Origin of the sequence: Pseudoalteromonas lipolytica (assembly GCF_001306915.1) — a bacterium.
Taxonomy (GTDB): Bacteria; Pseudomonadota; Gammaproteobacteria; order Enterobacterales; family Alteromonadaceae; genus Pseudoalteromonas; species Pseudoalteromonas simplex.
The window spans coordinates 60,275-78,348 of the sequence record NZ_LJTC01000009.1 but is presented as its reverse complement, the minus strand read 5'-3'; the positions used below and the strand labels follow the sequence as shown (position 1 = coordinate 78,348).

Here is an 18,074-nt window from a genome sequence, read left to right as displayed (position 1 = left end):
TTTCTAGAAGCTTACAAAAGGGTCAAAACGGGATACTTCACTATTATTCGTTTTATCAGTTTCAAGCTAGTCTTCAAAGCCTTTATATTTGCGGCTTCTAGAGAGTTATCCACGGTTTCTGTGGATAACTCTGTTTATTAAACTTTAAGAACAGCTATAGTACTAGGATTTTAGGGCGCTCCAGCAATTTCAAGTGTTTAATTAAGTTTTTTTAATTCATTTTAAATCAATGTGTTAGTGTTTTTATCTGAAGCGATGCTGAATTGATAAGTAAATTTATTCGTGACGATGAAATGATGCTATTTATTGTGTAAAAAAACAGCGAATAGTGCCATTTAATTGTAATAAAGCTATTAAATTTGTTTTTATATTGTTTTTTATAAGGGTTAGTGGTTATTTTTATGTCAAAGCGTCAAAAGTTATAGTTTTGTACATCGATTTTGATTCTGTGAATAAAGCATAGCTTGCAAGTGAAGGATGCTTTAAACTTATAGGCTCATATAAAGAGGCCAAGAATTCTTATGAGCGTGAAACCGCAGAGCAAAACTAAACCTGATCTTTTAAACTCCCCAATTCTGCCGACCTTAAAAAAAATGACCATTCCTATGATTTTCGGAATGATCACTCTTATGATGTTTAATTTAGTCGATACCTTCTTCATCAGTTTGTTAGGCACTGAGCCATTAGCCGCAGTAAGTTTTACTTTTCCAGTTACCTTTACTGTAATTAGTTTAGCAATCGGCTTAGGGATAGGTACCTCCGCAGTTATTGCTAAAGCACTCGGAAGTGATAATTTAGATGAAGCTCGTTTTGATGCCAGTATGTCATTATTGGTGTCGGTTGTAATGGTGTTTTGCCTTTCTGCCTTAGGTTATTTGTATATTGAGCCTATCTTTAAATTATTAGGCGCAGGTGAGCAAGTCTTGCCACTTATTCATGACTACATGAGCGTGTGGTTCATCGGCAGTGTATTTTTAATTACCCCTATGGTTGGCAATTCAGTGCTTAGAGCCAGCGGCGACACCAAAACGCCAAGTATTGTTATGGGTGGAGCGGGGCTGATAAATGCTATTTTAGATCCGGTACTAATTTTTGGTTTTGGGCCAATTCCAGCCTTAGGTATACAAGGGGCTGCTATTGCGAGTGTTATTGCTTGGGCGGTTGCAGTAATTATTATTTTATATATTCTGGCAATTAAGAACGGTTTGTTGAGCCTGCATGCTGGTCAGCAAACAGCAGTTAGTTCAGTTCGTAAAATTCTTAAAATAGGTTTACCGGCGGCAGGCGCAAATATGTTGACGCCAATAGCGATGGCGGTCATGACGGCATTAGTAGCTAAGCATGGCCCTGAGGCGGTTGCAGCGTTTGGTGTAGGCAGTCGCATTGAATCTATCGCAAGCCTTGTGGTGCTTGCTTTATCAATGACCTTACCACCATTTGTAAGTCAAAACTTTGGGGCAGGTAAGTTTGAACGTGTTAAAGAAGCTTACTCAAAAACCTTGAAATTCGTGATGATTTGGCAGTTCGCTATTTATATTTTACTGCTGTTAACCTCTGGCTTTATCGCGGATGTATTTGGTAAAGAGCAAGCGGTAATGGATGTGATTAAGTTATTCATTTATATCTTACCACTGAGTTATGGCCTGCAGGGGGTGATTATTTTATCTAACTCTTCATTTAATGCCTTGCATAAACCAATGAATGCCCTGATTTTAAGTGTGGTACGTCTGTTTGTTTTTTATGTACCTTTTGCTTATATAGGCAGCGAAATTGCAGGTTTAACTGGTTTATTTATTGGTGCCGCGATTGGTAACTTATTTACTGCAATGGTTGCCTATAAATGGTTTATCAAAGAAGTTGATGGGTTAAGTGAGTCATATATGAAGGAGTGTCATTCATGAGCGACCATTTCCAACTAGTTTCTAAGTTTCAGCCAAGTGGTGACCAACCAACGGCCATTGCACAGTTAAAAGATGGCCTAGAGGCTGGGCTTGCACATCAAACATTATTAGGGGCTACAGGAACGGGTAAAACCTTCACCATGGCCAATATCATTAATGATTTGAATCGGCCAACCATTATTATGGCACACAACAAAACACTCGCTGCACAGCTTTACGGTGAAATGAAAGAGTTTTTCCCTCATAATGCGGTTGAGTATTTTGTATCTTATTATGATTATTACCAGCCAGAAGCCTACGTTGTTGCCAGCGATACCTTTATTGAAAAAGACGCGTCTATTAATGAGCACATTGAACAAATGCGTTTAAGTGCCACCAAAGCGCTGCTTGAACGACGTGATACCATTATTGTGGCTTCGGTGTCTGCTATTTATGGTTTGGGCGACCCTGACTCATACATGAAGATGATGCTTTTACTAAAAGTAGGTGAAACCGTCGATCAGCGCGATATGCTGCGTCGGCTTGCTGAATTGCAATATACACGCAATGATATTGAATTTAGCCGCGGTACTTATCGCGTACGTGGCGAAGTGGTCGATATATTTCCTGCTGAATCGGATACTTACGCTGTGCGTGTGGAGATGTTTGACGATGAAATTGAGCGCTTAAGTATTTTTGACCCGCTTACAGGAGCAGTTGAAAAGCATATTGTACGTGCGACTATTTATCCAAAAACCCACTATGTAACACCCCGTGAAAAAATTCTTGATGCCATTGATAAAATTAAAGATGAGCTTAAAGACCGCCGAGCTCAGTTACTCAGTGCCAACAAACTTGTGGAAGAGCAACGTATTGCTCAGCGCACCCAGTACGATATTGAAATGATGACCGAGCTTGGTTATTGCTCTGGCATCGAAAACTATTCGCGATACTTATCTGGCAGAACACCGGGCGATCCACCGCCGACATTATTAGATTACTTACCTGATGATGCATTGATGATTATTGATGAATCACACGTTACTGTGTCGCAAATTGGTGCTATGTATAAAGGCGATAGAAGCCGTAAAGAAAATCTTGTTGAGTATGGCTTTCGCTTGCCATCAGCGTTAGATAACCGCCCATTACGCTTTGAAGAATTTGAAGCCATTGCGCCTCAAACTATTTATGTGTCGGCAACACCTGGTGACTTTGAGCTTGAGCGCTCATCAGGGGAGGTTGCAGAGCAGGTCATTCGTCCAACCGGGCTTATTGATCCAGAAATTGAAGTACGCCCTGTGGGCACCCAGGTTGATGATTTGCTATCAGAAATATATAAACGAGTTGAAGTGAACGAACGGGTACTTGTGACCACGTTAACTAAGCGTATGGCAGAAGATTTAACTGACTATCTCAACGACCATGACGTAAAAGTGCGCTATTTGCACTCAGACATCGACACTGTTGAACGGGTTGAAATTATCCGTGATTTACGTGCTGGCGTATTTGATGTGTTAGTGGGCATTAACTTATTGCGAGAAGGTCTCGACATGCCAGAAGTTTCACTGGTGGCGATACTTGATGCCGATAAAGAAGGTTTCTTACGTTCGACTCGTTCACTTATTCAAACCATAGGGCGTGCTGCACGTCACTTAAATGGTAAAGCAATTCTGTATGGCGACCGCATCACTAATTCAATGCGACAAGCCATTGATGAAACAGACCGCCGCCGTGAAAAACAACAAGCTTATAACCTTGAACATGGTATTGAGCCACAAGCACTGGTTAAAAGTATTACCGACATTATGGATGTGGGCGAAGAAGCAAGCCCGAAAGACAACCTTAAGTTAGTGCGTAAAGAGTCTAAACAAGTGCTCAGCGCGAAAGATATTGCCAGCCAAATCAAAGCTCTTGAAGCGAAAATGCATGCTTATGCTAGCGATCTTGAGTTTGAAAAAGCGGCGTCTGTGCGTGATGAAATTCACGAATTACAACAACAGTTAATTAACTAAAGATGATGACAAACGATTTTTCTGCCATTTTAAATGCTTTAGCAGAGGCGCCACTTGCTGCTAATGAATTATGTCGTGTATTCCATGGCCGTGGTCACTCAGTAGCTGAGCTGAGCCACATAAACTTAGACTTTTATCCGCCAGCACTCTTTTTAGTTTCATATCAAGAGATAGATGAACAAGTACTTGCGCAATTAACTGATACCCTGTGGCAATGGGCACAACAGAATGCGCCAGCGCTTGTCAGTGCATTGGTTTACCAACAACGTAGCGGCATTAACACCCGCAACGCGCTTATGTATGGTGAATTACCCCAAGAGCACCATGTCAGTGAAAATGGTATTAAGTTTAAAGTCGATTTATTGAGTCGCCAAAATACTGGGATTTTCCCTGATATGCGCCGTGGCCGAGAGTTTGTTCAAGCTAATAGTAAAAATGCAAAAGTGCTCAACTTATTTTCATACACGTGTGGCTTCTCTGTTGCAGCAATGCAGGGTGGGGCAGACCAAGTTATTAATATGGACATGAATAAAGGGGTGCTGCGAACAGGTAAACAAAACCATCAGCTAAATGGTTTTGATCAAGGTGTGAGTTATTTCCCGCATGATATTTTAAAATCATTTGGTAAGCTTAAAAAATCAGCACCGTATGAATTGATCATCGTAGACCCACCGAGTTTTCAAAAAGGCAGCTTTATATTGACTAAGGATTATCAAAAAATCCTACGTCGTTTACCTGAGCTGCTAAATGAAAACACCCAGTTGTTACTGTGCGCAAATAGCCCTGAGCTTTCAGAGCAGGCGTTTAAAGATCTCATTAGCGATCATACCCAAGGGACAATTAGTTTTGTTGAGCGACTAGCTCCTACTGATGGCTTTATTGAGGTTGACAGTGATCGCAGCTTAAAAGCGTTAGTCTATAAAACAGCAAACTAATGGCACTGAGTAAACGACTTTCAGCCATTGTTGATGTGGTTGATTCTGGGTATGACGAAATCTGGGATTGTTGCTGCGATCACGGTTTGTTAGGGATTGAGCTATTACAGCAAAATAAAGCCCAGCTTATACATTTCGTTGATATTGTGCCTGAGCTGATGCAGGTACTAAGTGAGAAACTCGAACGTTTTGCCACAAGTGAGCAACGCGGCCGTTGGCAGGTACATTGTCAAGATGTGGCAATGATTTCACCAGTTCCTAAAAAGCGTCACCTTGTTATTATTGCGGGGGTGGGAGGTGAGTTATTAGTGCGATTTTTAGCGCGGATTGTTAGTCAACAACCAAATACGCATATTGACTTTATTGTGTGCCCTGTACATCACAGTTATCAAGTTCGCAGCTATTTGCAGACACTGCCATTGGGGCTCGTATCTGAGCAGTTGGTGTGTGAAAACAAACGATTTTATGAAGTTATTGCCATGAGTGCGTCTGCTTCGCAGTCGATCACTCGAGTTGGCCAGCAAATGTGGCAGCTAACAAGTAAAGAGCACCAAGCTTATCTAAAGCAATTATGTGCTCATTACCAACGTATGTTAAATCAAGACGCTGATTATTATCAGCCAGTGCTTGAAAAATACAGTGCATTATTAACTTAATTAGAGTTTATTAATTTCTTGTTTTACGCTGTAGCTTGAATCAGTAACAATGGCTTCGAGCGTTTGCACACGCTCTTTTAGCTCTACAAGCTCTTTTGTTACTGCAGCGACATGTTCGTTCGCTTCTTTGCTGTCTTTTAATGTTCGAGATTTAAACTCTAAATGTTTTTTATACATATCATAAATCACACCTGAACCCACAGAAATCAAGACAATCAATACCACCATGGTTGTCCCTGACATAGCACTCTCCTTATTATTTAAAAATTATGTATAGATTATAGCCTGATTTTTTAATTGCAAAGGTGATTCTGTTACAAGGTGTTTCGTTTTAAAAATGGCTTGATACGAATAAAGCCGGTGACCAGCATGGTACCCGCGATAACACACAATGCGCCAACCAAGGTATTAGGTCCAATTTGCTCATCTAAAATTAAATTGCCCCAAACAATGCCAAATAATGGAATTAAAAAGGTAACAGTCAACGCAGAGGTTGGGCCAATGTCATCAATCAAACGGAAAAACAGGATATATGCCACCGCAGTACATAGCACACCGAGTGCCACCACACCAAGCATCACCTCATTACTTGGAATTTCTCTGGCAGGAATAACAAAAATAAGTGGTAGAACCATAATACTTGCCGCCCACATACTGCCATGGGCATTATCAAAAGCAGATAACTTAGGTGCATGTTTTGTGTAATGAGATGCAATGGCATAGCTGAGCGAGGCACACAATGCAGCTACAATTGCTGTGATTGCTTGCGTGTCGATAATCAGGCTATTTTGCCCTACTAAAATGGCTACGCCCGTTAAACCTAATAGCAAGCCAAGTAACATACTTTTGGTGGGTTTCGTTTTACTCCATACAATACCAACGATGGCACCCCAAATAGGGGTCGTTGAATTTAATATGGATAAGGTTGAGGCATTAATTGTCTGCGCTGCATAGGCAAACAATAAAAAGGGAAGGGCGGAATTAAGTGCGCCAATAATGAAAAAATGCTTTTTGTGGGTCGTGAAAGCGAGTTGCTTTCGTAAGTACATCGCAAAAATAAACAGTGTAATTGCAGCAAAGCCAACTCTTAACTCAATTAATACTGCAGGGCCTAAGCTATTCGCTGCCATGCGCATAAATAAGAAGGAAGCGCCCCAAATAGCAGCAAGGATGAATAAGCGTAATAAACTTGGCAATGACATGGTTTTACATTCTTGAATTATAAAACCTGAGCATAACAAATTTCTGCTCTAATACTCGCCATTTTCGGACTATTAATCGGTTGATTTTGGAAGTTTCTTTTCGAAATCAGACTTAACGATTTCTAAAGCTGCTAATACATCTTCGGCGGGGACATCGTTTTGCTCTAATAGCATAATAAGGTCAACAGCAATTTTAATATAGTTAGGCGCACCTTCTAACTCACTGCTCATTTTGCAATTCCTTTTTCTTAGCGACTTGGCTGATCGCTACATCAATAGCTGTTTGCACTTGTTGCTCCATTCTAATACGTTCTTTTTGCGGTAAATAAAATTCCATGTCGACATCGTAACGGATGTAACGGGCAGGCAGTTGATTTAATACTGTGCAGCATAAATCTGCCATAACATCATCACTATAGGTCGCTTCTAAGTTTCGTTTTGAGATGTCTTCGACAACCAATTTTTCATAGTAATTATGAATGTCGTCATGCAATTTCATACAAAGTTAGCCTTATTTAAAAGTCACTTTTAGTGTATACCAAGCTTTAAAATAAATCGACAGCTGCCCTATAAAGCTGGCTATGAACTTCAACCAAACGGCTTACATTTCGTTGGTAGCCACCGCCCATGGCTGAAAACACTGGGATTTTTGCTTCCTTGGCTTGGTTTAATACAAAATGGTCACGCTGATACACGCCTTCTAAACTCACTTGAAAGTGTCCTAATTCGTCATCTGTTGCGATGTCTGCGCCGGCGTTATACAAAATGATATCTGGCTGGTGGAGTCTAATTGTTAAGGCTAAAGCTTGTTTGACTGTTTCTAGGTATTCATCATCTGTAGTGCCATGCTCTAACGCAAAATCGTAGTTTGATTGCTGTTTAATACGCGGGAAGTTTTGCTGACAATGAATTGAGCAGCTAATGATCTGGGGATGTGCTTGTGTAACTTCGGCTGTGCCATCCCCTTGGTGGACGTCACAGTCAAAAATTAATACGGTGTCGGCTTGCTCTGAATCAATTAAGTGTGCTGCGGCTATCGCTAAGTCATTAAAAATACAAAAACCACTACCATAGCTCGTAAAAGCATGATGATAACCACCACTTAGATTAAAAGCAGCACCCTGTTGCAAAGCAAACTCAGCGCCTTGAATACTTGCGCCAACAGAGTAAAGTGTTCGCTCAACCAACTCAGTGGACCAAGGAAAGCCCATTTTTTTAATTGCTTTGCTATCAAGGCTACCAGTTAAAAAAGCGTCGACATACTCGGGGTTATGGCACAGAACAAGCTGCGCTCTAGTGGCTTGTTGTGGGGTAATAAAATGCTGCTCATCAATAAAGTTGCTAACAAGCTGTTTTAACATGCGGTATTTATCAATGGGAAAGCGGTGACGCTCGGGTAAAGTTAACGCTGAATAACTTGGATGATAGTAAAACATTATCTCAGCTGTTGCTTTTCGACTTGCTGAATTTTGTCTTCAGTGGCTGAAATAGCCTTTCGACAACGGCCAAGTCTTGCATGTAAAGCTAATATTTCTTTATTAATTTCGGTTGCTTGCTGTGCATTTGCAGCGTCGAGCTTAAGCTTTCGCTCTTCGATCATCAAAACTAAGCGGCGTTCAAACTCATGGGTTTGTTTTAGTTCGTCATACAGCTCATGGGATGACTGCATGATTTTTTTTACTGCTTGCTTATAAACTTGTGGCTTAGCTTTCGGCTTAAAGCTGTATTTATTTTCTTTAGCCCATACTGGGGTTGATTTGATTACATTGAATACCGCTTCGACTTGAATGGCAATACGCTCAAGCGCATATTGATAAGCATGGCGATGCTCAGCTGGCGGCAGGCTGTTAAGCTCATCTTCGATTTCGGTTACATAGTCAGCCAGCATCATACTTTTCGTACTAAACACGGCTTTATCAAACAAACTTGGCTGGGCTTGCATATAGCGATTTTTAGCAAATAAATTACCCTTATCAAATTGTGTGGCTAATTGTTTGAGCCTTTCAATTTGTGAACGTAGTTTATCAAAAGCAGTCGATTGCATTTATAAATAAGCCTCATAGATTAACTTTAATGCTAACACTATAACCACAGTGTTAAACACTGGGCGGATCATTTTACTACCAAACTTTATTGCAGAATGTGCTCCTAACCATGCTCCAAGCATCAAGAAAAAACCCATTGTGATACCAAGTAGAAAGTTTACATGGCCAAGTGCAACGAAAGTGATCAATGAAATAAAGTTTGAAACAAAATTCATTGAGCGGGCAAGACCACAGTTAAGCAATAAGCTCATTTTATATAAAAGGCTATTTGATGCGGTCCAAAATGTGCCAGTGCCGGGGCCTGCTAAACCATCAAAAAAACCAAGTCCAAGCCCTTGCAGCCACTGTTTAACTTTAGTTTTACTATCAAGCTCTGGTAACTCGTTATGCTCAGTTGTACTTAAACTGCCAAATAAGCTGTAACAAGCGACTAAAATAATCACCACCGGTAGTAATTTATTTAAAAATTCAATACTTAAGTAATCTACCACTAAAGTACCTACGAGCGCCCCAATGGCTGTTGCTAAAATGGACGCAGCCCAAAACCGTGGGTTGAACAACTTTTTGCGAAAATACGTTACGCTGGCTGTCAATGAACCAAAACTTGCTGCAAGTTTATTGGTACCTAATGTGAGGTGAGGCGGCAAACCTGCGGTTAATAGTGCAGGTACCGTTAACATGCCACCGCCGCCTGCAATTGCGTCAATAAAGCCGGCTGCTAGTGCAACTGCACATAATAGTGCCCAGGTTGTTGGGTCTAAAGCTAATTCAAACATTAATAATCAATTTGTCTTTTAAAAGGTGGCAAGGTATCGAGCATGGCTTTGCCATATCGCTTGGTCACTAGTCGGCGATCAAGGATAGTAATGCGACCCTGATCATTTTCTTTGCGCAGCAGTCTACCACAGCTTTGTACTAATTTCTTTGCCGCATCAGGTACGGTTATCGAAAGAAACGGGTTGCCACCTTTACTTTGCACAAACTCGGCCTGCGCTTCTTCTATTGGTGAGGTAGGCACCGCAAATGGAATTTTTGTAATTACTAGGTTTTCTAAGTATTTACCTGGTAAATCAAGACCCTCAGATAAACTTTGAGTGCCAAATAAATAGCTAGCACGGCCTAAATCCACATTGGCTTTATGTTTTTTAAGCAGGGCTTCACGAGACATTTCTCCTTGCACTAAGACCTCAATTCCTTTGCTACGTAATGCTTTAACAACATGATCCATCTGCCAATAAGAGGCAAATAACACTAAATTTGCTTTTTTATCATCAAGGAATTTGGGCAATTGCTCAGCTAAGTGATCACTAAACGCTTTATCGGTTGGCTCAATATGACTTGCAGGAATATGCAGCGTCGCTTGTTTAGGGTAATCAAATGGAGAAGGGACTTTTATGTATTTTACGCCTTCTTCTTTGGCAAGACCGCATTCATAAGCAAAGTGATCAAATGAACCCAATGCAGTTAAGGTGGCTGAACAAAGCACGGCACCCGCACATTGATTCCATAATTTATCTTTAAGGTAATAGCCAACTTCAATAGGGCAATCACTAAGTAAATGGTCGTGATGGTTCTTATATTCTAAGCGTTTGATCCAGCGCGCATGGGGAATACCTTCGCCTTTTGTGGCGTAACTAAACCACAGCTTGTTTAATAACTCTAGACGATTAATGTACTGACCACTTTCAGCCAAGATTGGATCGGCCACATAAGGTTTTACATCGCCATCACTTACGTCTTGCACTAGGGTATCGTGCATCTTGTTGAGTGCTCTTAGGGCATCAAGGGTGGCATCGCTAATATCTTTTGCTTTGGCATGTAAAGATGCTGGGATTTCACCATGTTCAAAACGATAGGTGTCATCACTGTTATAATTAAAGTCTGCGTTATCAAGAATATCACGCACTACTTTTAAATTTTTACCGGCATCATTGATACTGTCACTGAGCTTAAAATTTTGCCCAATCGCTTTTTGACCTACGAGCACATTGGCCATTTTGCCGGCAAATTTAACCAGCTTGTCGAGCCAGTCTATGGTGCCTTTAATGGTTGCTGCGGCAGAAGAGAAGTCGCGGGTGATGTGCGCTAAATGGTGTGCTTCATCGATAACATAAATCGTATCGTCAGGTTCAGGTAGAATCTTACCGCCACCCAAATCAAGATCAGCCAGTAATAGAGAATGGTTGATCACTAGCACATCCATTTGCATCAGACGCTGACGTGCCATATGAAAAGGGCAGAGCTGATGAGCGCGCATTTGTCGTTGGCATGAATGCTTATCACAAGCAATTAAATTCCACACTTTATCAGGAATTGTATCTGCCCAGCTATCGCGGTCGCCTTGCCATTGCTTTTTTGAATAAGCATCATAAAGTTGCTTTAAGCATTTGGTTTCCATATCTGAAAGGGGCGATGATAGGGTCGGCATAAACTCCATTTGCGTTTGACTGTCGCCATTAACGGCGGCACTCAGTTTTTGTGCACAGATATAACGCTGTCGACCTTTCACTAAATCAAACTTGATGTCGAGGCCAGAGTGCTCTTTAAAAAAAGGCAGCTCCTTACTAATTAACTGTTCTTGTAGAGCAACGGTTGCCGTCGAAATCACTAATTTCTTTTTCTTGGCCATCGCTAAGGGCAATGCCCCTAAACAATACGCTAACGATTTTCCGGTCCCGGTGCCTGCTTCAATAACACAAATTCGTTGGCTCTTGTGATATTCGCCAGCCAATGTTTTTGCTATCTCGGCAACTAAATAGTTTTGACTGCTTCGAGGGCGGTAATCGGTGAGGTTATCAGCAACATGCTTATGAATTTGCCGAATTGTTTTTTTTAAAGAGTCAGAAAGCATGCCCAGAAAACCTAAAGTATGTATATAATTACAGTAATGAATTTTAGAGATTTAACTGGGCAACTACAAGCGACTTGTTACTTTAATTAGTTAATCAACTTAGCTTTGCTTAACTGATATGCCTAAATTATATTAAAAAGGTTTAATTACATGCAGTTAGCCTCCGGCTTTATTCTCTCCACGCAATGCTACGATAGTGCTGAGGGTATTTCGATTGTGGTGTGGATTTTATCTAAGCAAGGGCCAGTTAAATTAATAAGCACACCACAAAAAGCAGTGTTCTTTATTAATGAATCACAAATAGACGCTGCGAATAGAGTGTTTTCAGAGCATGGTATTTTTTGTGAAATGAAACCTGTGGCACTGAAGAGCTTTATGCAGGAACAAGTTGTTTCTTGTTATTTTTCTTCTTTAAAGCACTATTACAATGCTGCGAAACGACTCAAAGCACAGCATATAAAAGTATATGAAGATGATATTCGTCCTATAGATAGATTTTTAATGGAACGTTTCATTAAAGGGGCAGTTTGGGCTCAAGGAAGACAAATAAAAAGCCACCCATATCCTGTTTTAACGGATACTAAGTTCAAAAAAAATAGCGATTTTACACCGCAGTTTTCAAGTTTGTCACTCGATATAGAATGTAATGGTGAAGGAGTGCTATTTTCAATAGGTCTAGTTGGGGCAAATATAGATACCGTATTGATGATAGGCCAGCCACAAGATACCAGTGAACTTGAATTTAATCTTCATTGGTGTGTAGATGAAATTGATTTACTCAATCAGCTTTGTATACATATTGAAACTGTGGACCCTGATGTGATTATTGGCTGGAATGTGATTGAGTTTGACTTCAGCGTGTTACATGCCCGTGCAGAAGCACTCGGTGTCGAATTGCCGCTTGGCCGCAATAAAGAAAAAATGCAGCTGCGGCAAGGTAATTTTACCCGTCTTACAATACCAGGACGCGTAGTTGTTGATGGTATTGATACCTTAAAAAACGCTACTTATCATTACGATAGTTTTAGTCTTGCCAATGTAGCGAGTATTGAGCTTGGCGAAGAGAAGCTAATAAATACAGATAATCGTCTTGAAGAAATTATTCGCCAGTTTAATGAAGACAAACTGTCTCTTGCTAACTACAACAGGCAAGATTGTATTTTAGTGATGAGGCTCTTTGAGAAACTTAAGTTACTTGATTTTGCAGTTGTAAGAAGCCAGCTTACAGGGCTTGAATTAGAACGAATGGGCGGCTCAGTTGCAGCCTTCACTAACCTTTATCTGCCGTTACTGCATAGAAGTGGCTATGTAGCCCCTAATTTAGGCGATCATGGCTTAAGTTTTGATAGCCCTGGTGGTTATGTCATGTCATCGCAGCCTGGCCTATATAAGAATATTTTGGTGCTTGATTACAAAAGTCTCTATCCGTCAATAATGCGAACATTTTGCATAGACCCTCTCGGTCTTATTGAAGGTTTAAAAAGTCCAGATAATGCAATCGAAGGATTTAATCAGGCGCACTTTTCACGCACTGCGCATCATTTACCTGAGCTTATTCGTGAGCTGTCAGTGACCAGACAAATAGCAAAAGACAAAAAACAACCTATGCTCTCTCAAGCAATCAAAATCATCATGAATAGTTTATATGGTGTACTTGGCTCGAAAGGTTGTCGCTTTTATGACCCGCGATTGTCGAGTTCAATTACTTTGCGCGGCCATGAAATTATGCAAACAACCAAGCAATGGATTGAAGAGTGGGGTTATGAAGTCATTTATGGTGATACAGATTCGACTTTTGTTAAGCTTGATGATGATCTAAATTCACTAAACTGTAATGAAATTGGTACGGTACTGGCAAGAAAAATTAACAAACGCTGGCAGCGTGTATTACAGCAAGATTATAGAATAGACAGTTTCTTAGAGATCGAGTACGAAACCCATTATAGCCCATTTTTTATGCCCACAATTAGAGGAAAAACAACAGGGTCTAAAAAGCGCTATGTAGGAAAAGTCGAAAAAGATGACACCTCAAAATTAGTCTTCAAAGGTATGGAAACCGTTAGGAGTGATTGGACAGAGCTTGCCCACAAGTTTCAAATAGAATTATTTGAGATTTTATTCTCCGAAAATTACAGTCAAGAATTAATAATACAAGCCTTTGATAGGTACGTTAAAAAACTCTATGCGGGAGAGTTTGACTCATTACTCGTGTATCGCAAACGATTAGGCCGGCACCTAGCTGATTATCAAAAAAACATCCCTCCTCATGCAAAAGCAGCTAAGCAGTATTTAGCTGAAAACCCACATTTTGCATTTCAGCGTGGTCAAATAATTGAATATGTTTATACAACTCAGGGTGTCGAGTACTACATGGGTAAACATAATTATGACTATTTAGTTTATGTCAATAAGCAGTTATTACCAATTGTGAGAGTAATTGTTAATGATTTAGTTTGTAACAATCCCTTTCAGCCCAATGGTCAGATAATTCTCATTTGATATTCTTTTTGCATCTTCTTCCTTAACCTCATGTTTATGTTGTAGTTGTTTCAGTTTAACAAATTCTTTTTTGTTAATTTTTGGGTTTTTGTTGTGTTTTTTGTTGTGTTTTTATTAATAAAACTCTGGAAATTTATTTTGATTTGTTTATTATTTGTTGGCCGCAGCACAGTTGCGGTAACAAATAATAAACAAGCTTATGCTAAAAAAAGCCACACTATGTGGCCCAGGGAGAATCAAATGTTAAATAATAAAGTTTCTAAGGCTGTTCGCTTAGCGATTGCTTTTAGTGCTGCATCGACAGCTGCATTTTCTGCATCATCTGTTGCTGCTGATGAAAATGAGGTTGAAAAGGTTGAGCGAATTGAAGTTACTGGCTCACGTATCAAAAGAACAGACCTTGAGGGCGCTAGCCCAGTTGAAGTGATTACAACAGCTCAATTTGAAGAGCAGGGGCGTATCTCAGTTGCGGATGCTCTACGCAGTGTAACTTCTAACAGCTTCGGCTCATTTGTTCCAAGCTCAGGCTCTTCAGCTCAGTCGCAATCAACAGTTAGTCTATTAGGTGCTGGTAGTGATCGTACTCTTGTACTTGTTGATGGTAAACGTGTTGCCGGTTCACCTTCTCTAGGTGGTTCAGCAGCTAACTTGAGCTCGATTCCAATGGCTGCAGTTGAACGCATCGAAATTCTAAAAGATGGTGCTTCTGCTATTTATGGTTCAGACGCAATTGCGGGTGTTATCAACATCATTCTTAAAAAAGACTTTGAAGGTGCATCTTTTGATGTTCAATTCGGTCGTCCATCAAATGAAGGTGCCGATACTAAACAAATGTCAGTTTCGTTTGGTGTAAGCTCTGAAAAGGGTAACATTACATTTGTCTATGACCATCAAGAGCAAGGCGCAATATTCGATAAAGATCGTGAGTATACAGCTGCTTCTTGGGAAGATACTAATGGTGATGGCCTAGTTTCAATTTATGATGAAACAGTTGGTGTAAGTTATTATGGCGCAACTATTTTAGGCCCTGACGGCTTTGTTGCTTCAGCGAAATGTGATGAGTTAGCAAGTTCTGTACCTGGTTTTGTTGGGGTATTAGACCAAGGCTCACTTCTTGGTGGTGTTGGTGGCGGTGAGGTGTGTGGCTATGCATACGCTAATGTGTCAGCTAACATGGCCTCGACTAACAAAGACTCAATTATGGTTAGCTCAAACTATAATATAACGGACGATATTGAGTTATATGCGCGTGCTATGCTTAGCCGAAATGACTCATTTGGTCGTTACGCTCCGCCTGCAGCTAAATGGAATAATATGGCTGCTGGAAATGAGCACAATCCATATGATGAAGAAGTAACTGGCTACTTCCGCTGGTACGGTATCGGTAATCGCGATGGTCTTGTTACAGATTACCAGCAAGACTATATGATTGGTTTAAAAGGTATCGCAGGTGACTCAATAGATTGGGAATTCGCATATCATAAAGCTAAATTAGACTACCGTTCAGTAGGTCGTTACTACTTGAGCTATTCAGGTTTAGCTTACAATGAGAAATATGGCATTGATTTAGGTTCTGAAGAAGGTATTAATAATCTTCGTTCAACAACTTATACAGAAAACCAAAACGAAATGGATCATTACTTCTTTGGTGTTGGTTTTGCTTTAGGTGAATTAGCAGGCGGTGAGATCCAGCACTACTTTGGTGGTGAGTATTTCGATCAACAGTTTGATTCGCAGTATGATGCACAATCTGAAGCTGGTCTTATAGGTGGTTCAGCAGGTAACTCAGCAATGGGTGAGCGTGACACAACAGCTTTCTTCTATGAAATTTCAATGCCATTCACTGATAATTTAATCGTTAGCGCAGCTTTGCGTCGCGATGACTACAGCGATTTTGGTTCAGTAACTAATCCAAGCGTTAAGTTAGAGTATCGCCCAACAGATGACATCTTATTACGTGCTTCATATTCAGAAGGTTTCCGCGCTCCATCTCTTGATGAATTGCTAGCCGCAACTTCGTTTAGTGCAACAAGTGCTACAGATTATGTAGCTTGTGAAGCTCAAGGAATTTCTGCCTCAGAATGTAAATCTCGTCAGTTTGATAACTTAATTCAAAGTAATGACGAGTTAGGTCCTGAAGAATCAGAATATATCAATGCGGGTATTGTTTATTCAGGTATTGAGAACTTTGCAGTAAAACTAGATTACTTCTCTTTAGAGGTTGAAAACGTAATCTCATCTATTACTGTACAGTCTTTAATTAATGCTGAAGTTGGGGGTCAACTTGATGACCTGATGGCTAAATACCCAGGTGTTAAGTTAGAGCGTGACGAAAATGGTGCTGTTTTAGGTGACGTGATTACACGTTCTGAAAATGGCGCATATATGTCTAGAAAAGGTTTAGACTTGAATTTAGAGTATAAACTTGAAACAGGTTTTGGTGACTTTACCTTCGGAAATACAACAACTTACTTGCTTGAATCTGCTGGGGATGTTTACTTTTCAGGACCTTCTCAAGACTTCATAGGTATGCCAGGTACACCTGATTGGCGCTCGCAGTTTAACATTAATTATTCGATGGATAACTTATCTGTTGCATGGACAACTGACCTGATTTCATCGGTATATGAAGATCAGTATCTTGACCTAGGTGACGGTAACCCTGAAAACTTCCGTTACAAAGGTGAGAATCACGATCCAACATATGTAACACATAATATCAATATTAAGTATTACACAGAATCATTTGGCACATTTACTTTAGGCGCACGTAATTTGTTCGACAAAGGTGTTGTTAAAGATGATGACGGGTTTTGGAATGACGATACTTTATATTATGCAGGTCATATTGGTCGTGAAGTATTTGCTGGTTATAGCATAAGCTTCTAATACTAATCACTTTAAATTTTAAGCCCCGTTAGGGGCTTTTTAAGTACCCTGAGGCCTTTATTAGTAAGTTTATAAAATGACCATATATAAAAAATTACAGCTAAAGTTGGGTGAATAATGAGTAGTCATTGGTCCGAGTATTGGAGCGGAGGTCACTTAACGTCTTTCGGGAGTGGGTTTAAAAAGAATTATGAAGGTGAGTTAAAGGAGTTTTGGGAGGCTACAGCTAAAAAATTTGGAGAAAATTCAACTGTTCTTGATGTCGGTACTGGAAATGGCGCTTTGATAGAACTGATTCAAAATAATAATCAGTTTAATTGTTATGGAATAGACAAAGCTGAGATGCACAAAGGTGTCACCCAAAGCATTAATGGTACCTTTTTAGCTAAGACTTCGGTCGAGTGCTTACCATTCAATGATAATGCATTTTCCAATGTAATAGCGCAATTTTCATTAGAGTATAGTCAAGTTAGTCAAAGTATTGATGAAATCTATCGTGTACTTTCAAGTGGTGGATCTTTCACATTTGTTTGTCATCATCCAGAGTCTATAATTGTTAAACCAAACAAAAAAATTTTAAAGGCCGCAAACTTCATTAAAAGTGATATTGAAAATCACTTGATAAGGCTCGTCAAATCGGTTCGTTCTTCTAATCTTTTACTATCAAAGCAAATTGTTGAAGAGATTGAAGCTAAGGTAATCACTCATTTTAAGTATGAGCAAGAAGCGTTGAAAGGTACAAACCTTCCAGCTTTTATAGAATTCTTACTTCAAAATATACACGGGAATTTAGACTTTGAAGAAGCGTATCGTTTATTTATGGAAGAACTTGATTTGTTAATTAAAAGACTTTCTGAGTTAGTTGCAGCTGCTAAAAACACAAAAAATATTTTAGAACAATTAAAAGCTTTAAGTATCGAAGTGGAGGATGGTCAGCTTCTTGGTTATGAAAGTTGCAACATTCTCGCTACTTATATTCATGGAAGTAAATGTAATTCATGATAATCCTTAAAGACAAAATAAACAGCGTGTTTAGAAAACCAATGTTACTTTTCTAGTTCAGTGTATTCTTTTTTTGTATAATTATTTTGTTCTAAAAAATGAA

General features: G+C 39.8%; 15 protein-coding genes. 7 read left to right on the top strand and 8 right to left on the bottom strand.

The window, feature by feature from the left end:
- The first annotated feature begins 521 nt into the window (after window positions 1-521).
- Genes AOG27_RS14250 through AOG27_RS14235 form a run of 4 tightly spaced genes read left to right on the top strand, consistent with a single transcriptional unit; the run spans window position 522 to window position 5,483 of the window.
- Entirely contained in the window at window positions 522-1,901 is a 1,380-nt protein-coding gene (locus AOG27_RS14250) for an MATE family efflux transporter (RefSeq protein WP_054553687.1), read from the top strand.
- A complete protein-coding gene (gene uvrB / locus AOG27_RS14245; RefSeq protein ID WP_054553686.1) occupies window positions 1,898-3,892 on the top strand; it encodes an excinuclease ABC subunit UvrB in 1,995 nt (664 codons plus the stop codon). Before AOG27_RS14250 ends, uvrB begins: the two co-directional genes overlap by 4 nt.
- Window positions 3,893-3,897: 5 nt before the next feature.
- Complete coding sequence (locus AOG27_RS14240) at window positions 3,898-4,827, top strand: class I SAM-dependent methyltransferase (protein WP_054553685.1); 930 nt, start codon at window positions 3,898-3,900, stop codon at window positions 4,825-4,827.
- On the top strand, window positions 4,827-5,483 hold the full coding sequence (locus tag AOG27_RS14235) for a tRNA (adenine(22)-N(1))-methyltransferase (protein WP_054553684.1): 657 nt from the start codon (window positions 4,827-4,829) through the stop codon (window positions 5,481-5,483). Before AOG27_RS14240 ends, AOG27_RS14235 begins: the two co-directional genes overlap by 1 nt.
- Here AOG27_RS14235 and AOG27_RS14230 read toward each other — a convergent pair whose 3' ends face one another.
- The 8 genes from AOG27_RS14230 to dinG form a co-directional block, all read right to left on the bottom strand.
- Window positions 5,484-5,726: a hypothetical protein gene (locus AOG27_RS14230; RefSeq protein ID WP_054553683.1), complete on the bottom strand. Its 243-nt coding sequence runs from the start codon at window positions 5,724-5,726 to the stop codon at window positions 5,484-5,486.
- A 71-nt stretch (window positions 5,727-5,797) separates the two neighbouring features.
- Window positions 5,798-6,685, bottom strand: coding sequence for a DMT family transporter (locus tag AOG27_RS14225; RefSeq protein ID WP_054553682.1), 888 nt, complete (start codon window positions 6,683-6,685; stop codon window positions 5,798-5,800).
- 72 nt (window positions 6,686-6,757) lie between these two features.
- The gene (locus AOG27_RS21265; RefSeq protein ID WP_082389283.1) at window positions 6,758-6,916 is read right to left on the bottom strand and encodes a YbaM family protein; all 159 of its coding nucleotides are present in this window, start codon (window positions 6,914-6,916) and stop codon (window positions 6,758-6,760) included.
- On the bottom strand, window positions 6,906-7,184 hold the full coding sequence (locus AOG27_RS14220; protein WP_054553681.1) for a late competence development ComFB family protein: 279 nt from the start codon (window positions 7,182-7,184) through the stop codon (window positions 6,906-6,908). The genes AOG27_RS21265 and AOG27_RS14220 overlap by 11 nt, the downstream gene beginning before the upstream one ends.
- A 46-nt stretch (window positions 7,185-7,230) precedes the next feature.
- Window positions 7,231-8,124: a histone deacetylase gene (locus AOG27_RS14215; protein WP_200909108.1), complete on the bottom strand. Its 894-nt coding sequence runs from the start codon at window positions 8,122-8,124 to the stop codon at window positions 7,231-7,233.
- Complete coding sequence (locus AOG27_RS14210; protein ID WP_054553679.1) at window positions 8,121-8,729, bottom strand: primosomal replication protein; 609 nt, start codon at window positions 8,727-8,729, stop codon at window positions 8,121-8,123. Before AOG27_RS14210 ends, AOG27_RS14215 begins: the two co-directional genes overlap by 4 nt.
- Window positions 8,730-9,506 carry a TSUP family transporter gene (locus AOG27_RS14205; RefSeq protein ID WP_054553678.1) on the bottom strand — a complete coding sequence of 259 codons (777 nt, stop codon included), beginning with the start codon at window positions 9,504-9,506 and terminating at the stop codon, window positions 8,730-8,732.
- Window positions 9,506-11,581 (bottom strand): ATP-dependent DNA helicase DinG, encoded by a 2,076-nt coding sequence (dinG, locus tag AOG27_RS14200; protein ID WP_054553677.1) that lies wholly within the window; start codon window positions 11,579-11,581, stop codon window positions 9,506-9,508. Before dinG ends, AOG27_RS14205 begins: the two co-directional genes overlap by 1 nt.
- Window positions 11,582-11,731: 150 nt before the next feature.
- Here dinG and AOG27_RS14195 point away from each other — a divergent pair, with 150 nt between their 5' ends.
- The 3 genes from AOG27_RS14195 to AOG27_RS14185 all read left to right on the top strand — a co-directional run bounded on the left by AOG27_RS14195 (window position 11,732) and on the right by AOG27_RS14185 (window position 17,971).
- Window positions 11,732-14,080, top strand: coding sequence for a DNA polymerase II (locus AOG27_RS14195; RefSeq protein ID WP_054553676.1), 2,349 nt, complete (start codon window positions 11,732-11,734; stop codon window positions 14,078-14,080).
- 240 nt (window positions 14,081-14,320) lie between these two features.
- Entirely contained in the window at window positions 14,321-16,969 is a 2,649-nt protein-coding gene (locus AOG27_RS14190) for a TonB-dependent receptor domain-containing protein (protein WP_161804355.1), read from the top strand.
- 117 nt (window positions 16,970-17,086) lie between these two features.
- Window positions 17,087-17,971: a class I SAM-dependent methyltransferase gene (locus tag AOG27_RS14185; RefSeq protein ID WP_054553674.1), complete on the top strand. Its 885-nt coding sequence runs from the start codon at window positions 17,087-17,089 to the stop codon at window positions 17,969-17,971.
- Window positions 17,972-18,074 lie beyond the last annotated feature (103 nt).

What these genes read in the sequence shown, in the direction of transcription:
- AOG27_RS14250 (WP_054553687.1), top strand. Translation starts at nt 522, where the DNA reads ATGAGCGTGAAACCGCAGAGCAAAACTAAACCTGATCTTTTAAACTCC.
- uvrB (WP_054553686.1), top strand. Translation starts at nt 1,898, where the DNA reads ATGAGCGACCATTTCCAACTAGTTTCTAAGTTTCAGCCAAGTGGTGAC.
- AOG27_RS14240 (WP_054553685.1), top strand. Translation starts at nt 3,898, where the DNA reads ATGACAAACGATTTTTCTGCCATTTTAAATGCTTTAGCAGAGGCGCCA.
- AOG27_RS14235 (WP_054553684.1), top strand. Translation starts at nt 4,827, where the DNA reads ATGGCACTGAGTAAACGACTTTCAGCCATTGTTGATGTGGTTGATTCT.
- AOG27_RS14230 (WP_054553683.1), bottom strand. Translation starts at nt 5,726, where the DNA reads ATGTCAGGGACAACCATGGTGGTATTGATTGTCTTGATTTCTGTGGGT.
- AOG27_RS14225 (WP_054553682.1), bottom strand. Translation starts at nt 6,685, where the DNA reads ATGTCATTGCCAAGTTTATTACGCTTATTCATCCTTGCTGCTATTTGG.
- AOG27_RS21265 (WP_082389283.1), bottom strand. Translation starts at nt 6,916, where the DNA reads ATGAGCAGTGAGTTAGAAGGTGCGCCTAACTATATTAAAATTGCTGTT.
- AOG27_RS14220 (WP_054553681.1), bottom strand. Translation starts at nt 7,184, where the DNA reads ATGAAATTGCATGACGACATTCATAATTACTATGAAAAATTGGTTGTC.
- AOG27_RS14210 (WP_054553679.1), bottom strand. Translation starts at nt 8,729, where the DNA reads ATGCAATCGACTGCTTTTGATAAACTACGTTCACAAATTGAAAGGCTC.
- AOG27_RS14205 (WP_054553678.1), bottom strand. Translation starts at nt 9,506, where the DNA reads ATGTTTGAATTAGCTTTAGACCCAACAACCTGGGCACTATTATGTGCA.
- dinG (WP_054553677.1), bottom strand. Translation starts at nt 11,581, where the DNA reads ATGCTTTCTGACTCTTTAAAAAAAACAATTCGGCAAATTCATAAGCAT.
- AOG27_RS14195 (WP_054553676.1), top strand. Translation starts at nt 11,732, where the DNA reads ATGCAGTTAGCCTCCGGCTTTATTCTCTCCACGCAATGCTACGATAGT.
- AOG27_RS14190 (WP_161804355.1), top strand. Translation starts at nt 14,321, where the DNA reads ATGTTAAATAATAAAGTTTCTAAGGCTGTTCGCTTAGCGATTGCTTTT.
- AOG27_RS14185 (WP_054553674.1), top strand. Translation starts at nt 17,087, where the DNA reads ATGAGTAGTCATTGGTCCGAGTATTGGAGCGGAGGTCACTTAACGTCT.